15 protein-coding genes are annotated in these 19,238 nt (G+C 48.7%); 8 read left to right on the forward strand and 7 right to left on the reverse strand.

What is annotated here, in order from left to right; genetic code table 11:
• Nucleotides 1-397: 397 nt before the first annotated feature.
• Nucleotides 398-1,993: a cytochrome-c peroxidase gene (locus tag L4C36_RS16285; RefSeq protein ID WP_428478862.1), complete on the forward strand. Its 1,596-nt coding sequence runs from the start codon at nt 398-400 to the stop codon at nt 1,991-1,993.
• A gap of 109 nt (nt 1,994-2,102) precedes the next feature.
• On the opposite strand, the gene L4C36_RS16290 is transcribed toward L4C36_RS16285, so the two are convergent.
• From L4C36_RS16290 to L4C36_RS16300, 3 genes are all read right to left on the reverse strand, one after another.
• Nucleotides 2,103-3,359 carry an MFS transporter gene (locus tag L4C36_RS16290; protein WP_428478863.1) on the reverse strand — a complete coding sequence of 419 codons (1,257 nt, stop codon included), beginning with the start codon at nt 3,357-3,359 and terminating at the stop codon, nt 2,103-2,105.
• 253 nt (nt 3,360-3,612) lie between these two features.
• Nucleotides 3,613-4,572, reverse strand: coding sequence for a sugar phosphate isomerase/epimerase family protein (locus tag L4C36_RS16295; protein ID WP_428478864.1), 960 nt, complete (start codon nt 4,570-4,572; stop codon nt 3,613-3,615).
• An 8-nt stretch (nt 4,573-4,580) separates the two neighbouring features.
• Complete coding sequence (locus L4C36_RS16300) at nt 4,581-5,285, reverse strand: UTRA domain-containing protein (protein WP_428478865.1); 705 nt, start codon at nt 5,283-5,285, stop codon at nt 4,581-4,583.
• A gap of 749 nt (nt 5,286-6,034) precedes the next feature.
• On the opposite strand from L4C36_RS16300, the gene L4C36_RS16305 reads away from it, so the two are divergent.
• Nucleotides 6,035-6,835: an SH3 domain-containing protein gene (locus tag L4C36_RS16305; RefSeq protein ID WP_428478866.1), complete on the forward strand. Its 801-nt coding sequence runs from the start codon at nt 6,035-6,037 to the stop codon at nt 6,833-6,835.
• 66 nt (nt 6,836-6,901) lie between these two features.
• Here the strand turns inward: L4C36_RS16305 and L4C36_RS16310 are convergent, their stop codons facing one another.
• From L4C36_RS16310 to nhaC, 3 genes are all read right to left on the reverse strand, one after another.
• A complete protein-coding gene (locus L4C36_RS16310) occupies nt 6,902-7,906 on the reverse strand; it encodes a DUF3187 family protein (protein WP_428478867.1) in 1,005 nt (334 codons plus the stop codon).
• A 196-nt stretch (nt 7,907-8,102) separates the two neighbouring features.
• Nucleotides 8,103-9,266, reverse strand: a complete 1,164-nt coding sequence (locus L4C36_RS16315; protein ID WP_428478868.1) for a glutathionylspermidine synthase family protein — start codon at nt 9,264-9,266, stop codon at nt 8,103-8,105.
• A 635-nt stretch (nt 9,267-9,901) separates the two neighbouring features.
• Nucleotides 9,902-11,347, reverse strand: a complete 1,446-nt coding sequence (gene nhaC, locus L4C36_RS16320) for a Na+/H+ antiporter NhaC (RefSeq protein ID WP_428478869.1) — start codon at nt 11,345-11,347, stop codon at nt 9,902-9,904.
• A gap of 144 nt (nt 11,348-11,491) precedes the next feature.
• Here nhaC and L4C36_RS16325 point away from each other — a divergent pair, with 144 nt between their 5' ends.
• Together L4C36_RS16325 and xylA are read left to right on the forward strand one after the other, a co-directional pair.
• Nucleotides 11,492-12,523, forward strand: coding sequence for a LacI family DNA-binding transcriptional regulator (locus L4C36_RS16325; RefSeq protein WP_428478870.1), 1,032 nt, complete (start codon nt 11,492-11,494; stop codon nt 12,521-12,523).
• Between the two features lie 386 nt (nt 12,524-12,909).
• Complete coding sequence (gene xylA, locus L4C36_RS16330; RefSeq protein ID WP_428478871.1) at nt 12,910-14,229, forward strand: xylose isomerase; 1,320 nt, start codon at nt 12,910-12,912, stop codon at nt 14,227-14,229.
• A gap of 199 nt (nt 14,230-14,428) precedes the next feature.
• On the opposite strand, the gene L4C36_RS16335 is transcribed toward xylA, so the two are convergent.
• Nucleotides 14,429-15,628, reverse strand: a complete 1,200-nt coding sequence (locus tag L4C36_RS16335; protein ID WP_428478872.1) for a XylR family transcriptional regulator — start codon at nt 15,626-15,628, stop codon at nt 14,429-14,431.
• A 278-nt stretch (nt 15,629-15,906) separates the two neighbouring features.
• On the opposite strand from L4C36_RS16335, the gene xylB reads away from it, so the two are divergent.
• The 4 genes from xylB to L4C36_RS16355 form a co-directional block, all read left to right on the forward strand.
• Nucleotides 15,907-17,358, forward strand: a complete 1,452-nt coding sequence (gene xylB / locus L4C36_RS16340) for a xylulokinase (protein ID WP_428478873.1) — start codon at nt 15,907-15,909, stop codon at nt 17,356-17,358.
• Nucleotides 17,359-17,666: 308 nt separating this feature from the next.
• On the forward strand, nt 17,667-18,143 hold the full coding sequence (locus L4C36_RS16345; protein ID WP_428478874.1) for a PAAR domain-containing protein: 477 nt from the start codon (nt 17,667-17,669) through the stop codon (nt 18,141-18,143).
• Nucleotides 18,144-18,147: 4 nt separating this feature from the next.
• Nucleotides 18,148-18,999 (forward strand): DUF4123 domain-containing protein, encoded by an 852-nt coding sequence (locus tag L4C36_RS16350; RefSeq protein WP_428478875.1) that lies wholly within the window; start codon nt 18,148-18,150, stop codon nt 18,997-18,999.
• 17 nt (nt 19,000-19,016) lie between these two features.
• Nucleotides 19,017-19,238 (forward strand): toxin VasX (locus L4C36_RS16355; RefSeq protein WP_428478876.1); only part of this gene is annotated, 222 nt, incomplete at its 3' end.

Below are 19,238 nucleotides of genomic sequence, written 5' to 3' on the forward strand. Positions count from 1 at the left end.
ACCATGATGGCGGGTTGTACTTGTTGTGGGTTTTTTCTTTCTCTTGTTTTATTACAGTGGGTTGAAGTGGTTCGATATGGCTTTACGTGGCAATGACGTGTCATGAAGGCTGTCCGAAAAGGTAGACATTAATCGTGAGACTAAGACGGTCTCATGATGTGTTCTTTCCGTTAATACGCAAGGAGGGAAATAAGAAACTGTATTGACGGATTGACAAGTTGTTAATTGCTAATACTTCTCGGCGTTCGCTAAATCAATTGAAAGATTGTGGTTAATACTGTGTTTGTTACGTTCTACCAACGAATAAAAACACGGGGTCGATCACCCGTGATGTAAAAAATCATATCCACATAATTACTGAATCCTGTCACTGGGACGACACGTAATGGAGGCTGCAATGAGAGAAGGGCGAGCAACACAACAGCATCGAACAGCACAGCACAATCAACCCCCCGCACGGCACACGCGTTTTCGGACGATCCCCTACGCGGGCGTGGCGACATTACTGGCGATAGCGTCTTATGGCGCACAGGCGAATGACGCGGACATGACCTATATCGAAGAAATGGGAAAACGTCTGTTTTTTGAAGATATCTCACTCAATAACAACATGTCGTGTGCGACCTGTCATGCCGGAACAGCAGGGGGCACCAACAACGATTCCAACACGAACTTAACCGATGTCGCGGTGACAGGATCGGACGGTATTTTGGTCGGCACCCTTAAGCCGCCGACAAACCAATATGCCCAGTTTATGAATGACCAAGGCAAAATTGAAGGGCTGACAGATTTTGATCCCAATTGCCCTGCCTTTGGTGGAACGGCACCGTGTGGGGGGGCATTTTGGAATGGTCGGGCAGAAGGGGATTTGATCGAAAGCTTCCACCGCATCGAACCCTTTGCACAACTGAGGGGCAAATACGAGGGGATGTACCGTAAGTACCTCGGGCCATTGGCGGATCAAGCCCATGCCAGTCCGTTCATCAACCCGGTTGAGCAAGCCAAACCGACTAAAAAATCGGTGTGTGAACAAGTCAATAAAACCTTATGGGGACAACAACTGTATCGTTATGCGTTTGGTACCTCGCTCCGTTGTGGGGATCAGCATGTCGATAAAGTGTTTGCCCGCTTCTCATTGGCCATTTCTGCGTGGCAGATGTCGAATGACAATAATCGCTTTGATTCAAAACGCGATATCGCGTTGAACAATGATGACGACCGTGAATTCCCATTGGTGGATTTTACCGAAGAGGAAAACCGCGGCCATGATCTGTTCTATGGCGTGTTCAGTGCCACGACCCGTCCGCCTGGTGCGCGTTGTTTCTTCTGTCACCAAAGCGGGAATGATCAAGGGGTCGGGAAATTTGAGCGTTACACCAACGATCAGTACTTTAATATTGGGGTACCACGTAACCATGAGATCCCCAATGATCCCGAGCCTGATATGGGGGTCTTTGCACTGACGCAACAAGATAACCACCGTGGTGAGCACAAAGTGCCGACGCTGCGTAATGTCGACAAGCGTCCTCACCCAAGCTTTGTCAAAGCGTATACCCATAACGGGTGGTTTAAAAGTCTAGAGGATTTGGTGCACTTCTATAATACGTCGACGCCGATGACCGCAGAACAAGAAGTCGCGTGTGCGGCTGCCGTGACGGATCAAGATAAAATGGATGTTTCAACAGCTTGTTTCTTTGATAAAAAAACGTGTGCGGATAACACGCTTAATTCAATAGACGCCATGGCTGCCAACTGCTGGCCAACGCCGGAAGTGGATCAAAATGTGGCCCGTTTTGGTGTTGGGGATCTACGCTTGACCGAAAAAGACGAGGCTGACGTGGTTGCGTATCTGAAAACCCTCAGTGATGAAACCTCGGTCCAAGCGCCGAAGCCATACCGTCCACAGCCGTATAAAGAAAGCCGATTGGAGCACAAAGGCGATAGCGATAAACCGTCTTCCCATACATCGGGATCATTCTGGGACGCGTTTTAACGTGCGTGTGAGTGGATTGCTTGTAAAGCGATGAAGGTTTAAATGAGGAAAAAAGCGCATTGAGTGATCGCCCAATGCGCTTTTTTTGTGCCGTTATGCGGGATGCGTACTAGGCCGGTTGTAATTCGTTGCTTGATTGACTTTTCAAACGCTTAGAAAGAATAGATGAGCAGACAAAGCCACACAAGCTAAATGCCATCATCGTGCTGAACACGTAGTTGTACCCTGTGATCCCGTCAAAGTTATCGAGTAACCAACCGTAGATGGTGTAACCGAACATGGCTGGCATGTAACCAATGATGCAGCCGAAAGCCATGGCTGATCCCGCGTATTGACGAGGGGTACCAATTTCATCCATTGGGGCAAAGAAAATGGCACGCTGTGAGAAGATGATCGCACCAAACCCGAGCGTGGCGGCCATGCCAAGGTATACATTCATGGATGCATGCGGTAATTGAATGAACAGGAACATAGCGACCGCAGACAGCAAGAAGGTCCACTTTAAATAGACAGTCGGTGATTTGGCCACTTTATCGGCTAATAATCCCCCCACAGGTCCCCCCACCATTTTCAACGCGTATTGATTGATAATGCCGTAAGCGCCGACAAGGGCAACAGGCAGGGTGTAAATCTCTTTCAGGAACGGGATAAAATAGGTCAGGCCACAGTAAGCCGAATAGACAAAGAAGATCCCGAGAGAGGCCAACCACGTGTTTGGGCACGTTAGTACATGTTTAATCCCCTTGAGCACTTCTAGGTTGGTATTTTCGCTTGCGTTGGTTTCGATCTTGTCGTCATTGTCGACAATGAAGTAGGTGATGATCCCCACCGCGATCGTCACCAAGGTGTAATACAACAAGCCCGCTTGCATGCCTTCTTTGCCTTCGCCAAATTGAACGAAAACAAACAGAGCACCAGAGGCGATGATCACGTCTACCACCCCTCGACCAGCTTCCAGAAAGCCAAAAAGGCGACCTTGCTCTTCTTTCGTGCCGAGTAAACGTACCGCTTTCAATAAGACCGGCCAGAACAGGACATCGGCAAAAAAGGCCATGGCGGCAAAGCTGATCAGATAGCCAGTAAATGGCGGTAACGTACTCAGATATAAGCCACACAGCCCGACCCCAATCAAGCCAACGGGCAGTAATATTTTCTTTGAGAAGCGATCGGCAATATAGAGGGATAAAAATAAACCGGTGGTTTGTACAATGGTATAAACCGTAAAACTTAATCCAATTTGGGTATTAGTTAATCCCCAATCTTCTTGCATAGGAACATAAAAGACATCCTTCATACTGGATAATTTAAAGATGGTACCGCCACCTAAAATTAAAAAACAAAGCCGGATCCATTTATTCATGAGCATGATGATATTCCAAATATTATGACGAAATCATTTAAATAAACAAGCGTCTTATGGTATTAACTGACACCATAAAGCCATTAATTAGTGCCACGTTGAATATCATGATGGCGATATTCAACGCGGTGATAGGGGGATCTCAATATATTGAGGCCATCGGTGGACGACAGTAATTTTTTATTTCAGGCAATGTGGTGCCCGCCCTGCCTGTAATGCAAGGAAGTCATACAGCCGATGGCGTGTGTGTATGCTGTCGTTATGCGGGTGAGGCGATCAGTTCAGCACAGAGTTGACGAATATAGACGATTTGTTCCAACGCATGTTGGTACTCTAAGGCCAGGCGCTGATCGCGCTGTTCGTCACTGGGCAGTGGTGTGAAACTGGCATCACGCCAAGGGATCCAAGGGTCATCACCTTCATCGTCAAAGCGGAACGCCGGGGCGTAATAATCGACTTCTTCTTCTAAACCAAAGGCGATCACCTGCGGATGTACTTTACCGAGCAGCAATAACTCAGTCAGCATCGCTTTGAGCGGCAGATCGCCCTCTCCGGTACGGCAAGCTTCATGTCCCCAGCCTTTACCTTCTTTCAGGCGTTTGGCGTCTTTAATATGGACTTGGGTAATGTACGGTGCCATGACAGCGAGCGCTTCTAGCGGCTGTTCGTTGGCGTTGATCATATTGCCAAAATCAAACAGGATAGAGAGGTTTTTCATCCCGCTGTTTTCGACCAGTGTCACCAGTTCATGGCCTTTGAGATCTTCATGTTGCTCAATGGTGAAGGTCAGACCGCAGTCATCAAACTGACGTAAATACGCTAAATCCTGTTTGATTTTGGCCATAACGGTAGATAGGTGCCCTTCATAACGCGGGTAAAATCGCACGGAGGTCGCCCCTGTCGCATGGGCGATGCGCATCGCTTCATCTAACGTCGCGTTATCAGATGCGCTGGTTTCAATATGGACATCTAACTGGTAGTGCTGGGCTTTGGCTTTGAACTGCGCAAAAGCGTCTGCGTTGAATGTACGCAGCGATTGTGACTCGCCATCCTCTACATGGATTTTCACCCCGCGCAGATGTTGCTGATGGGCGATGTCCAGCAAATCATGGGGTAACAGGCGTTCATAACGCATATTTAGGTGGAACGCATACGCATGCAGGTAGAGGGGGATCTGCGCGGCACGTTCAGCCAGTGTGTGAGGCGTGTGAGTCAACATACATTTCCTTATAAATCATTAATCACTAATTCGACGGATTCAAATCGCCAATATTCTAAGTCGATGTGAACCACGTGTTTATTTTCGGTAGCACGATGTTTTTCGATTAATATGCCAAATGAGTTAGGCGCAACCCCTAATTCTTTACAGGCGTCGGCTGGCATATTTACCGGTTTAAAGGCCAGTTTTTTAATGGTTAAATCTTGGCCGTAGTGTGTCTTCCATAGCGCAGAAAAAGATTGATCCGTTAAGTGTGTAATATAATCAGGTGCGGCTGATATATCGATATAAGACTCATGATAAAACACTTTATGCGTATCTAACCCACACCACCCTGTTACCTTGTAAGTCTTTTCTGGCTGATGAAATACGGCCGCGACCTCTTTGGGTAAAACACTAGCCTGGGCTTTTTCTAAATAATCCCAAAATGGCTTCCTGCCTTGGGCGAGTGCTTCTTCATTGAAACTCGATAGGCATTTTGGGTTGTAAATAAACTTACGTGGCGTGATGAACCAACCACTGCGGTTTTTACGGAAAATGCGCGATTCCACTTCCAGTTCAATCAGTACCTGACGTAGCGTCATGCGCTTTGTCGCTAATAATTCACACAGCTCACGTTCTGACGGCAGTTTAGCGCCAGCAGGGAGATCGCTGTCGGCAAGCCAAGCATCAAAACTGCGGCGAACAAGGCTGACATTATTTTCGGTTTTCATGGTAACTCCATCTGGTTTAAACCAGTTGTTGTGTTGCAGAATAATCCTGCGTGGAAAAAGCTCAATCTATTTTGATAAATCAATCGTTAAATTGTGCTTGAAGTCTCAAAGCGGGCATAGAATTGTGAGGTGTATCACTGTCCTCTTCCCGTGTTTTATCAGTGTGGAGGCCGTTAGGTGACGGAGACGATGCACATGCATAGATTACGATAAATGCTGTTATTTATCATGGTCTTATTGTTTTCATGAGTAAGGCGACACGATGAGCAATAGAAAACCGCAATACGTGACGCCGTCACCTTTTATTGGCGGGATATCGCCACTATGGTGAGGTATGAAGACGACACGGGATCGATGTGTCCACTTCCCCCCGCTTCATGAAGGCGGTCTTTGTGTGTGATCTTCATCGCTGTAAAAGATGAGAAGCGAGTGTGTTTTGCGGTGCAAAGGTGATGAGAAATACAGGGTAACAGTATGTTTTTGCGGAATAAAAACGGGCATGTAAGGCTGAATATGAGAGCGGAAGACGGTGATGTTGTCGGTTGCAGTAAGAAACAGTGCAATTTGGAAGAGGCGTCGGGAAATTAAATCAATCTCGCCTGTTAATGCGCTAGCTATCAGGTGTATGTTGAGGAGGGCTGATCGCTGTATGGGATGGGTAACGTTCGATGCACCGACAAAAGCGCATAGGACAGGGCTGAACGAACAGATGAGCGCCACTGCTGGTAGAACATTCAAGGAGGGAAAGGATGAGAAAGGCGACAAAACGTATTGGGCTGCTGGGTGTCGCCCTAAGCGGATTCGTGTTAGCGGGGTGTCAAACCACGCCGATAGCACAGGTGGAGCCGGAAGCGGGGGCGTTGCGTGATACCCATGCACACACGGTAACGGTATTGAGTGATGAGTTAGATCTCTATTTAAGCCAAAGTAGCCGTAATGTGTTTTTGAAGCAGATGCTTGATGCCTTGGAATCTGAAAAAGGCAGTGAATGGCAGGGACGTGATCCGCGGACGTATGCCAAATGGATCATTCGTGTGCAGCCTCTTCAGTGGCAAACCGTTGAAGTGAAACACCCTTCTGTCGAGTTAGTGAACATGGCGCACGATCTTCAGTTTGTCGATATTCCTTATCATTCTAACGCCAACCTCAATATTCGCAGTGAACCCGGCCTGAATGGCAAGATCTTAGGTGTGCTGCAAAAAGGCGAAGTGTTCAATGCCATGGCCAAAGTGATGAAAGAGCCGTGGTTGCTGGTGGAGCAAAAAGGGCTGATCAAAGGCTATGTGCACAGCGATTATGCCCAGAGCAATGTGATCACACGCGATATCTTATCGACTCAGCCTAACTCGTTGGTGTCGACCTTGTTGCCCGAGAGTCAGATGTTGGACGCGTCCAGCGACATGCCGGAAAAAGGCCTGCACGGCGAATTTACCTGCCGCTATTTAGATTACCAATTGCGTAATGATAACGATGATACCGCAGGGACGCTGAAAGCGTGCCGTAAACAGCAGAATGTGTGGTATATCGAAGCGCCCGCGGTAAAAGGATAAGCTAGCAAGGTCAGCCTCACCGGGTGGGCGCTCAACGAAAGCATGATCAAGGTAGTAATGAACGGGCTACTCCATCACCACCCGATGGCGGTAGCCCAAGGTAAAGGCAATGTCGGTGCTGTTGTCCATGTTGAACACGTTTTCGATCATTGATAACTCAATCGCCCCTTGGTCAGTGTGATAGCGGTAGCCCAGTAAAAATTCCGTTGAGGGTTCATTGAGATCCGACGTGGCATCGCTTGCCCCTTCGTACACGTGAAACGCTGTCAGTAGACGGTGCTTGGCTGAAAGGGCATATTGGTAACTGACCCCTGTCGCAAAGGCGAACTTGTTATAGGGGATGTTGGCAATGACCTTGTCATCATGCCGGTAAGACACACCCAGCAGGGTATAGACATGATGTTTACCGCTGCGATAGCTGTAATTGAGTTGCACGGCCTGTTCAAAACGGCTGGTCTTGAAAGGGCCGCTGCCCACATAGTTGTAATACAACGTCCCACCCAGTGATACGCCGTGATGGGTATTTTCCAGTACCTGATAGCCCGCGTAGAAAGAAAAGGCATTACTCAGGGTATCCCCTTCAAAATCGTGAATGTCGACGCCATATTGTGGCACCGATATATCAAAGCTGTGTTTATCGACCTCATCGCGTCCGTTTTGGTCGATCCCAAAGGTTTTATGAAAGTTGTGAGTGAGGGCATCTAAATGGTTATTGGCGGCAAAACGCCATGTGTAGTCCATTTCAATCGCCCATTTTTCATCGATCTGAATATAACTGCCGATAGATAAGGCGTTTTGGTAGTAATCCATCTGATAGTCATTGGTATTGGCCCAGACACTGGCGATTGACGCTGCCCCATAGAGATCGACTGTGCGAGGTTGCAACCGAAAGCCAGAACGCACTTGGGGGGTTAGGGTGTTGGATTGTAAAGGCGCTTGAACATAGGTTTTCAACGGCCCGAAATCATGGTTATCCGCCGCCGAGAGACGGCTGCCTGTGGCCGCGAGTGCACCGGATGAAAGCAAGAGAGTGGTGCTTGAAAGCAAAAGTAAAACAGCACGATGAGTCATCAGAATACCGCCATAACGCTGTGAACAAAGCTGGATGCGTCCCCGTTAAAGCCTTCATTGGGTGTGATGGTGCAGATGCGTGTGGTAAGTCTGGAGATAGGAAGGTTGACGGCGTCGCCTATGCATTAACTGTAGCAAATCAGCGACGCGCGTTACGGCTTAAAAGTAATAAATAGGCCGAGAGAGTGATCTTGGTTCAGAGAATGATGTGGGGCAGGTAGCGAGACATATCTTGAGTGATCCGCGAACTGTCTTCACGGATCGCGATCCCCGCGGCTTTATCATTGACCAGCCAGCTGCCAATCAAGGTATACGCATCATTGAATTTAGGCAGCGGGTGATACGCTTGATAGATCACACCTTCGTCACCGTAAGGGCCATCAATACGCAACGTCTGCCGCCCATTTTCAACAATACTGATATTGGCGCCTTCACGGGCAAAAATCGGCTTGATCACGTAATCTTTCAGCTCGCTTAACTGGCGATCATCGGGGAAATACGCCGGCAGCAGGTTCGGGTGGCCTTTGAATTTTTGCCACAGTAGCGGGAGTAAGGCCTTGTTACTCAGTACCGACTTCCACATCGGCTCTAACCAGTTAACTTGTGTGGTTGGCAGGTATTTGGCGAAATCTTCACGGTGCATGAACTCCCACGGATAGAGTTTGAACATCCAGCGAATGGGGTGATCTTGCATGTCGGTAAATGCTTGTTTGCCGTTAATGCCGATATCTTCCACGTAGACAAAGGCCGTCGACAGGCCAGCTTCTTTGGCACAGTCTTCTAAGTATTGCACCGTGCCGCGGTCTTCTTCGGTGTCTTTACAGCAGGAAAAGTGCAGGGTTTGTCCCGGTTGCTGGCGGGCAAGCTCCTGAAAGCGCGCCATCAGCAGTTCTTGCAACAGGTTAAATTGGTCGGCATCGCGGCGGATTTTGCCGCTTTTGACCATGTCTTCCAACCATAACCATTGCCAAAAGGCCGTTTCGTACAGCGATGTCGGTGTGTCGGCATTGTTTTCATACAGCTTGGCGTGGCTTTTGCCGTCATACGCAAAATCGAGGCGAGAATACAGCGACGGCTCCCGGCTGCGCCATGAGTCTAAGACCGATTGCCACATGGGTTCCGGAATTTGAAAGCGTTGTAGCCAATATTCATCCGCCACTACGGTATCCACTATCTCCAGACACATCTGGTGGATCTCTTCGGTGGGATCCTCCAAGTCGCGTTCAATTTGCTCAAGCGTAAATTGGTAATAGCCTGTCTCATCCCAATAGGGATCGTCGTACATGCTATGAAACCCAAAGCCAAACTCTTTGGCCAGTTCACGCCAATGTGGGCGTTCCTGACAGTGGATCCTTAACATACTGCTTCCTTGCTGCTGGGAGGTAACGATAACGGTGTCAATCAATCACTATCAGCCGTGCTTCATCACTAAGAGATGGGGTGATAGGCTGATGCGGACGAGGGCATTTTTGCACGCTTTGTGCGCGGGAGGTAGTCAGGGAGGCGTGAAATGGGAGGCGGACAGCGCAAAGATCGGACAGGGAAGTGGGTGGAAAAAACGTGGTTGACGCCTTTTGTTACCGCTGTTTGCATTTTGTTACTGATTGATTAACGTGCAGGGTAAAAAATGCGGAGAAATTGATGCAGGTCAGGATGTGTTCATGTTGGTGCGGTATAGTAGCGCCCGTTCGATTCTGGTTGCATGCATCGGTATGCCGACGCCCGGAAAAGTTCACATCACTACAAATAATCGTTCGGGTAAGTGACTGATTAAACGTTAATGTTCACCATTTTTGCGCTGTAACTTGCACGCCCAGTTTATTGCGTTAACGTCAGGTGGCTTACCCACTTTTTTTCTTTATATTTTTGGCTTCTGTGATGTAAAACCTTTTACGCGGATGCTTTTTCTCGATACTTTTCGCACCTCGCACCTCGCACCTCGCACCTCGCACCTCGCACCTCGCCGTTGTTGTGTTTTCGCTTATCAGTTATCGGTTAGTGTGCCGCTTCTGGGGTTAAGGTTGCGGCTTTTTTATCTTCGTTTAGGTATTTGATCCCTTTGCCGGTGACGGCCCAAATCATCGCGAACACAATACCGGTGTAACACTGTACTGCCCATGGCAGGTAATCCAGCGTGGCCACGCCCAAGGTGGAGGCCATGAAAATACCGGCGCTGGTCCAAGGCACAAGTGGCTCAATAATCGTGCCGGCATCTTCGGTTGAACGTGACAGGTTCACCGGATCCAGGTTCAGTTTACGGTACAAATCACGGAACAATTCCGACGGAATAAGCAGGGCCAGTTTACCGTCACAGGTGGTGCTGACCACAATGATAGTGGTGGCCAATGTCGCCCCGATCAAGCTGGTGACAGAGCGAATACCTTTAGCCATCGCTTGTACCACAATGGTCAGGCCGCCTGTTACCGACATCGCACCGGCAAACGAGAATGCACAGAATACCAGCAAGATCACGCCCATCATCGAGCTCAGGCCACCACGGTTAACCAGTTTCGCCACATCGGGAATGACCGCGTTGGCTTGTACGCCCATGTCTGCATACATAGACACATTAAAGCCATTCAAGAAGGCGCTGGTGGCAGTAGTTAAATCAAAGCCTTGGAACAGCACGGCGTTGATCACGGCAATTAAACAGGCACCCAGCATCAGTGGAATGGTCGGCAACTTTTTGATCGCGCCGCCTAGTACCAACAGTGGCGGTAGCAGTAGCAATACGTTGAAGTCATACAGTGCATTCAGGTTCGTCAAAATGTCGGTGATTTTCTCTGGCACGCCCCCGTCAGCGACCGCTGATTGGCCCATGAACAAGAACACCACACAAGACAAAATAAAGCCTGGAATCGTTGTCCACAAAAGGTGTTGAATGTGCGAATACAGATCCGTGCCCGCCACCACAGGGGCAAAGTTGGTGGTGTCAGACAGTGGGGAGATCTTATCGCCAAAATACGCGCCTGATACCACAGCACCTGCCACCGCGGCCAAGTTTGCATCCATGCCGACAGCAACACCCATTAATGCTACACCCACGGTGCCCGCGCTCCCCCATGAGGTACCGGTACACACACTGACCACACAGGTGACCAAGAACGCGGTAACCAGCAGGTATTCAGGGCTGATCATCATCAAGCCGTAGTAGACGAGCATGGGAATGGTACCGCCCGCCATCCAGCTGCCGATCAAGCCCCCCACAATGATCAAAATAAAGAGGGCAGGCAGGGTGGTTTTGAGTTTGTCGACAATCGCATCTTGAATGTCTTGCCATGAATGGCCAAGATACAGCGCGATACCCGCGGAGATAGCCGCCGCCACCAACATCAGTACTTCAATGGATAAACCTAAAAAGGTAAAGCCGACGGTTAATAATATTAACATGGATGCCATTGGTGCCATGGCTAAGGCAATACTGGGTGTTTTCACGCTCATGGAATGTCCTTTTTTATTATAGGGTCGAATCTGAAGCGAAATTTACCTGTACTGATGAAATGAAAATAAGGGCATTATCACATTACGCAAACAAAATAGTGTGTAAGTTACAGTTGTGAGCCTCATCACGCTGAGATTTTATTTATGCCGACTCTGAAAGATATCGCTCAATTAACCGGTTATTCCATGGCAACCGTTTCACGTGTCATAAATCGACAAGGCCGAGTCAGCGAGAAAACAAAACAGCATATCGAACAAGTTGCATCTGATATCGGCTTTACCCGTGATAATAATAAACGCTTAAAAATAAACAGTGGTACCCCATCCATTGGGGTGGTGATTAATCGTATTAGCTCACCGTTTTACAGTTTATTGGCGCAAAATGTCGAAGACGTTGGGCGTGAACATAATCGGCATTTGATGCTGTGCACCTCCGGTTATGAGGCCCGTGAAGAGCAAAAAGCGATCGATTTCCTATTGGCACACGGCTGTCGGCATATCGTGATCCACAGTAAAGCGTTATCCGATAACGTTTTGGAAAGTATCTGCCATAAGCACCCTGGGGTTGTCTTGATCGGGCGGAATATCGAGGCTGTCCGCGAGCGCTGTGTGTGGTTGGATTCACAATCGGGCACCTATCAGGCGACGCAGCATTTGATCAATATTGGCCATCGGCGTATTGGTTTTATTAATCTGGCCTTTGACTGTGATGACAAGCATAGTCGTCTGCAAGGTTATTTAAATGCGATGAAAGACAATGACTTACCTGTAGAGTCTGGCTGGGTGCAAGATGCCGATTGGCTAGAGGTTGGCGGGCGTAATGCCGCGCGACAGTTACTGTCGCAAGGCTTACCTGTGACCGCGTTACTGGCCTTTAACGATGTGTACGCCGCCAGTGCGTTACGGGAATTTCAATCCCGCGGGGTGCAAGTGCCAGCACAATTGTCGATCATCGGGTTTGATGATGTGATGCCACAATGTTATTTCTCACCCGCCTTGACGACCTTAAAACACCCCATTGCGGCTATGGCGCGTAAAGCGGCGTTGTTGGCATTAACGGGGGATTATGCACGTCATCCGCAAGGGCATTGCTACTACCCCACATTGATCCACCGAGAGTCGGTTGCGCCGTGTGCAGACGCAACCGCTGAAAGAAAAAAGATAACGTCAAAATGAAATAAAGAAAAATAACCTSCCTAAAAATATAGGCAAAGAATCACTCTATTTCCATTTTACTGTTTTTTTATTTTGTTAAAATTCACRTGTAATATGATGAAATAAGATAATACGATTATGATATTTTGTTTTAGGTGAATTAATCGCCTGTTTGTAGAGCGTGTAAAAGACGCCATGTATAAATAATGCCTGCAACGATCACAAAAAAACGCTGACGGTAAATGAAGAATGAGAGTTTTAGCACAATAAACAAATAGCAGAAAGTGGGATTAAAAAATCGTAATTGCTGACCCGTTCAAAAAAATCAATCATAGCGTCATCAAGTAACACAACAGATAACCCGTGTTTGCGACTCTCCCGCAACGCCATTTATTGGGATCAAAGCGATGACTGATTTTTTTAAACACATCAACAACATTCAATTTGAAGGCACAGACACCACTAATCCACTGGCATTCCGTCACTATGATGCGGACCGAATGATCCTCGGCAAATCGATGAAAGAACACCTTCGCTTTGCGGCCTGTTACTGGCACAACTTCTGCTGGGCAGGGTCGGATGTGTTTGGGGCGGGCACGTTTGATCGCCCTTGGCACCACAGCGGTGACGCGATGGAAATGGCACGCATGAAAGCCGATGCTGCGTTCGATTTCTTCGCGAAATTGGGCGTACCTTACTACTGTTTCCACGATGTGGATGTGGCACCGGAAGGGGCTTCAATCAAAGAATACGTCAATAACTTCGCCCAAATGGTCGATGTGTTAGAGCAAAAACAAGCAGAAACCGGCTTGAAATTGCTTTGGGGCACCGCGAATGCGTTCTCGCACCCGCGTTACATGTCAGGGGCGGGCACTAACCCGGATCCGAAAGTGTTTGCCTATGCGGCGACACAAATTTTCAACGCAATGGGTGCCACACAGCGTCTGGGCGGGGAAAACTACGTGTTGTGGGGCGGCCGTGAAGGTTATGAAACCCTGCTGAATACCGATCTGCGTCAAGAGCGCGAGCAGCTAGGCCGCTTGATGCAAATGGTGGTGGAGCATAAACACAAGATCGGCTTTAAAGGCACGATTTTGATTGAGCCAAAACCGCAAGAGCCGACTAAGCACCAGTATGACTACGACACGGCGACGGTGTACGGTTTCTTGAAGCAGTTCGGTCTTGAAAAAGAAATTAAAGTGAACATTGAAGCGAACCACGCGACGTTGGCAGGTCACAGCTTCCAACATGAGGTAGCGACGGCCACGTCATTGGGCTTGTTCGGGTCGATTGATGCAAACCGTGGTGATCCGCAGCTAGGCTGGGATACCGATCAGTTCCCGAACAGCGTAGAAGAAAATACCTTGGTGATGTACGAAATTTTGAAAGCGGGCGGTTTTACCACCGGTGGTTTCAACTTTGATTCACGAGTACGTCGCCCATCGATTGATGCAGAAGATCTGTTCCACGGTCACATTGGTGGCATGGACACCATGGCGCTGTCACTTGAGCGTGCTGCCGCGATGATCGAAAACGATCTTCTGTCACAAAACATTGCGCGTCGCTATGCCGGTTGGAATGATGATCTTGGCAAGAAGATCTTAGCGGGGGATCTTTCTCTGGAAGCCTTGGCGACATTCGCTGTCGATAATGATCTATCACCGGTGCGTGAGTCTGGTCGTCAAGAACACCTCGAAAATATCGTGAACGGTTTTATTTATAAGTAAGCATTACTGCTCTTTGACGTTAACTTGATGAAAGTGTGACGTTGTAACGATAGGCCCGCCTATCATGTCAGTGATAGGCGGGCTTTTTTATTTGTACGCTTAAAACTGCGCAATAAAAAACCGCTTTCGGTGAAAGCGGTTTTCGTTTTTAGAGACAACTGAAAAAATCAAGCGAACAAGAGAATCAGGCGATCTGTGATTAACTGACCACCACACTGTCACGGTGCTCTTTTGGGGTTTGATTAAGGTTTTTCTTAAATACCGTGTACATGTATTGCAGTGACGGATACCCGCACAGTTCGGCGATTTCTGCGATCGGCAGCGCGGTGGACGTCAGCAGGGTACAGGCGCGTTTGAGCTTGGCGTTATGGATTTCCTGATGAATCGAATGGCCATAGGCGTCTTTAAAACGCGCTTCCATATTCGAGCGGGAGATCCCAACAAAATGGAGCACCTGATCGACTTTAATGCCTTTACAGGCATTTTGCCGAATAAAGTGCATGGCTTGAATCACATACGGATCGTTCAGGGCTAAAAAGTCGGTACTCTGGCGGGCAAAGACTTGCGTGGGGGGTACCAGAATCCGCGGCAGGGCAGAGGCGGCAGTGGAACTTGAAGGAGCAGACGGCTCCGCATTATCGAGCATTTTATGCAGCAATTTCGCCGCGCGGTAACCCATTTCTTTACAGCCTTGTCCGACCGAGCTCAGCGACACGCGGGTCAGGTAACGGGCTAACTCTTCATTATCAATACCAATCACCGAGATCTGATCGGGCACCAGAATATTGAGGTGTTCACACACTTGCAGCAGGTGACGGGCACGAGAATCCGTCACTGCCACAATGCCAATCGGGGTCGGCAAACGTTGCACCCAATCGGCCAACCGGTTCATGTCGTAGTGCCAGGTGGTCGCGTTGGTGTCATTCCCCTGATACACCGCAGCGCTGTAGCCTTCCTGCGCGATCACGTCACGAAAGGCGTGTTCTCGTTCACGTGCCCAGTGTTTATCGTCATCATGCGGGGTGCCATAAAAGGCAAAGTTTTCCAGCCCTTTATCACGCAGGTGTTGAAAGGCCAGTTTAACCAAGGCTTTATTATCGGTGGCTACGTACGGCACCGCGGGGTAGTCCTGCGGCTGTGCATACGAGCCGCCCACGCCCACAACGGGGATGGGGGTATCTGCCAACAAGGCACGAATGGCCGGATCGTCAAAATCGGCGATCACGCCATCGCCTTGCCAGGCCTGAAAATCGTCTAAATGGGTCGTGAAGGTTTCATCGAGAAAGATATCCCAATTGCACTGGGAGGCTTGCAGGTATTCGCCAATCCCTTCTATAACCTGACGGTCGTACACTTTATTGGCATTAAACAACAGAGTGATGCGAAAACGCTTATCCATGATGTCCTAGGTCTATTGTCGAGGTTTGTTGGTGAATGTGCGCAGAGTGTAACAGTCCCTCACGGTATGCGATGTGATCTTCCGCTCAGTCGTTAAATCCGTGCATCAGACTGTGAAAAATCGTAATTGTGCGGCGAAGTCAGAGGCATAAGATGACGTTATCAGGCAGGGGGAGCAGTACCGAGTGTGCGTTACCCTGATCCCTTATTTCACAGACGGTGCTGGATTCACACGATAAGTGCAGCCGCATCACCGCGTCATAGAAAAGGAAAAGCGATATGTACATTGGCATTGATTTAGGGACCTCTGGCGTGAAAGCCATCGCAATGGCTGACACCGGCGAGATTGTGGCTTCACATTCGGTGGCTTTAACCGTGTCTCGCCCGCAGCCGTTATGGTCAGAGCAAGCGCCGCAAGACTGGTGGCAGGCAACCTGTGAAGCGATGACCGCGCTCGGCCAACAGGTGGATTTGCAGCAGGTGAAAGCCATTGGTTTATCGGGGCAAATGCACGGTGCTACTTTGCTTGATCGACATGGTGATGTGCTGCGCCCAGCCATATTGTGGAACGACGGTCGCTGTGAAGCCGAGTGCAAAGAGTTGGAAGCGGCCGTGCCGAATAGCCGTGCGATCACCGGCAATATTATGATGCCGGGCTTTACTGCCCCGAAACTCAAGTGGGTGGCCAATCACGAACCGAATGTGTTCGCGCAAGTGGCGAAAGTCTTGCTCCCGAAAGATTACCTGCGCTTTAAAATGACGGGCGATTATGCGTCTGACATGTCGGATTCTGCCGGTACCTTGTGGCTGGATGTGAACAGTCGCGATTGGGATGACAGCCTGTTAGCGGCCACTGGGCTGACCCGCGATCATATGCCAGCCTTGTATGAGGGCAGTGAGATCACCGGATATTTAACGTCTGAAATTGCGGCCCTGTGGGGGATGCCAGTAGTGCCGGTGGTCGGTGGTGGTGGCGATAACGCCGCTGGCGCGATTGGCGTGGGGATCAGCCAGCCGGGGCAGGCGATGCTGTCGCTGGGCACCTCTGGCGTGTACTTTGCGGTGAGTGACGGCTTTATCGCGAACCCGGAATCGGCTCTGCACAGTTTCTGCCATGCGCTGCCGAACACGTGGCATACCATGTCCGTGATATTGAGTGCCGCGTCCTGTTTGCAGTGGGTGAGCGAGCTCACCGGGTATGCCGACGTCGGCGAGATGCTGGCGGATGTCGAAGCGAATGCCGATACCCAGTCTTCCGTCGTGTTTTTGCCGTATCTTTCTGGCGAGCGTACCCCGCACAATAACCCAAATGCCAAGGGCGTCTTCTTTGGCATGACCCACGCGACCACAAAGCGTGAATTGGCCTTGGCGGTATTAGAAGGCGTGGGCTTTGCGTTTGCTGACGGGTTTGATGCCCTGCATGTGACCAAGATGATCCCGGAAGAAGTGTCGTTAATTGGTGGTGGCGCACGCAGTGGCTACTGGCGTCAGATGCTAGCTGATATTGTCGGCATGCCGCTGGTGTACCGCCAAGGTGGCGATGTTGGCCCCGCGTTAGGCGCAGCGAGATTGGCGATGCTGGGTGTGACAGCAGGCGCGACCGTGGCCGATATTTGCCCCGTGCCGGCGGTGGTCGAACGCCATTGTCCGAATGCAGAACGGGCGGCGCATTACCAAGTCAAACGCGATGTGTATCAGTCGCTGTATCAGTCATTGAAGGGGCTGTTTTAAGCCGCCTTTATTGCCGCTTATTCTTGAATTCAGAGAATAAGTGCACCCCTCATTCTCGGCGTCTGAAAAGGCGCCGTATTTGTCTGACACTCGTCCATCTTTTCCTTCCAATCTGAAGTTCACCTCACTGATAAACCACATTATTTACATTGTTGCATTTATTTTTTTGTTACTCGCCCTGCGGTTGAAAAACCTGAGTGCAGCCGCATTCAACACCTTTTAGCATATCATCGCCAATCCCTCTTTATTTATCGTTTTCATTTCCCAGTTAGTAATGAAAATCAGCGTGATAGCGAAAAAAGGACACTATGGGTAAGCCAGCCGCAAGACTCAATGACAACCATTCCTGCCCAGCTTATAGCGGGAAAACGCCGCACGTTGGCGGCCCGATTGCCGCCGGGTCTCCGAACGTATTGATCGGTGGTATGCCTGCCGCCCGTGCAGGTGACATGCTGATCTGCAATGGCCCGCCAGACACCATCAGTGCCGGCTCTGCGTCTGTTTTTATTAACGGTAAACCCGCCGCGCGCATGGGGGATAAAACTGCGCACGGCGGTGTTGTGGTAGGGGGCTGTGGCAGCGTGAGTATCGGGGATGCGGGGATTGTTGTGAAGGGCGAGAGCCAAGGTGCTGTTGCTGGTGGAAAAGGAAAAAATGGAGAAAGTACAGGTAGCAAGATCCAACAGACACCATCAAAGAAAAAGTTTGAAATCTCTCGCCAGATTTTAGCCATGAAGAGTCAGGATCCTGTTTGTGATATGTGTGAACCTGCACAGGTAGAGTAAAAAAATGAAAATGGTTCATCAACCTTTACCTAAACCTATTCCTCAACTCTACACTGAGCTGGGGGAGTATCTATATTTACTACTTGACGGAAGCCAAATAGAGTCACTAGAAGATAAACTTAAACAATTACCTTTTACTGTTGAGTATGAGGTTATTTATAATCGGAAACCATGGAGCGTATTGCGTGAAGTAACGCCGATAATCGCTAAATGTGATTTAGAATTAGCAAAATGGTTCTTGACTACTTGTGGATGTAACCAAGGATATTTTGTTACTTCAAAAAAAGCACTCCCAATACTCATTGAAAATTATCAATCACTGATTGAGGTAAAATCACCTTATGACAGTGTTGTGCTATTCAAAATAGCACATTCAGAAGCCGCTTGGATATTGTATGACGATGAGAATTCAATCATTTGGAATGATATCGAGTCGGTATGGATTCCTACTCGAGAGGGATGGAAAAATAAAAAACGACCGTCTTATTTTAAGGATATTTCAGATAAATCTATTTTTCAGTTAACCAATGAACATTGGTATGCATTGGGTGAAGTGAGTTGGAGAAATACATTATGCTCGATAAAACGACACATGGAGAAATGGTTCCAGCATCAACTCCCGAGTGATCAAGATTTATGGATTCAAGTGCATGCGAATAGAGCTTACTCACTCGGTTTTCAATCTGAACGTGACCTGTTGTTATTTTTCACTGTCATTGGATATTTAAGTGATAATGTACTTATAAATAACTTGTATTTAGATATACGCGAACTAATAGAAAAGCCATCACGAGAAACACCATCACAACGTATAGAGAAAGCAGCTTTACTGGCTGAAAAGTATGCAAATCAATAAGGAATAATTGAGTAAAAATGAGTAGCCCAATTGAAGCGACACAATCAGCTAGTAATAAAGATTCTCGATTACCGACAGGACAGTGTTCTTTAAAGCAGTCACGATTGCAGTTAGTTCCTGTGAGATATGCATTATCTGAGCATAAACCAACGCATAGTGCTATTAATAGTAAATATGGTGAGTTGGTCGATTATAGACCTGTTGGTATTCGACCGATACTTGAAGATGGATATATATAT

The sequence above is a fragment of the Photobacterium japonica genome (genome assembly GCF_050337005.1).
GTDB classification, from domain to species: Bacteria; Pseudomonadota; Gammaproteobacteria; order Enterobacterales; family Vibrionaceae; genus Photobacterium; species Photobacterium japonica.

Bases quoted from the DNA above. Each gene is read 5' to 3' on its own strand.
- L4C36_RS16285 (WP_428478862.1), top strand. From the start codon at position 398: ATGAGAGAAGGGCGAGCAACACAACAGCATCGAACAGCACAGCACAAT.
- L4C36_RS16290 (WP_428478863.1), bottom strand. From the start codon at position 3,359: ATGCTCATGAATAAATGGATCCGGCTTTGTTTTTTAATTTTAGGTGGC.
- L4C36_RS16295 (WP_428478864.1), bottom strand. From the start codon at position 4,572: ATGTTGACTCACACGCCTCACACACTGGCTGAACGTGCCGCGCAGATC.
- L4C36_RS16300 (WP_428478865.1), bottom strand. From the start codon at position 5,285: ATGAAAACCGAAAATAATGTCAGCCTTGTTCGCCGCAGTTTTGATGCT.
- L4C36_RS16305 (WP_428478866.1), top strand. From the start codon at position 6,035: ATGAGAAAGGCGACAAAACGTATTGGGCTGCTGGGTGTCGCCCTAAGC.
- L4C36_RS16310 (WP_428478867.1), bottom strand. From the start codon at position 7,906: ATGACTCATCGTGCTGTTTTACTTTTGCTTTCAAGCACCACTCTCTTG.
- L4C36_RS16315 (WP_428478868.1), bottom strand. From the start codon at position 9,266: ATGTTAAGGATCCACTGTCAGGAACGCCCACATTGGCGTGAACTGGCC.
- nhaC (WP_428478869.1), bottom strand. From the start codon at position 11,347: ATGAGCGTGAAAACACCCAGTATTGCCTTAGCCATGGCACCAATGGCA.
- L4C36_RS16325 (WP_428478870.1), top strand. From the start codon at position 11,492: ATGCCGACTCTGAAAGATATCGCTCAATTAACCGGTTATTCCATGGCA.
- xylA (WP_428478871.1), top strand. From the start codon at position 12,910: ATGACTGATTTTTTTAAACACATCAACAACATTCAATTTGAAGGCACA.
- L4C36_RS16335 (WP_428478872.1), bottom strand. From the start codon at position 15,628: ATGGATAAGCGTTTTCGCATCACTCTGTTGTTTAATGCCAATAAAGTG.
- xylB (WP_428478873.1), top strand. From the start codon at position 15,907: ATGTACATTGGCATTGATTTAGGGACCTCTGGCGTGAAAGCCATCGCA.
- L4C36_RS16345 (WP_428478874.1), top strand. From the start codon at position 17,667: ATGGGTAAGCCAGCCGCAAGACTCAATGACAACCATTCCTGCCCAGCT.
- L4C36_RS16350 (WP_428478875.1), top strand. From the start codon at position 18,148: ATGAAAATGGTTCATCAACCTTTACCTAAACCTATTCCTCAACTCTAC.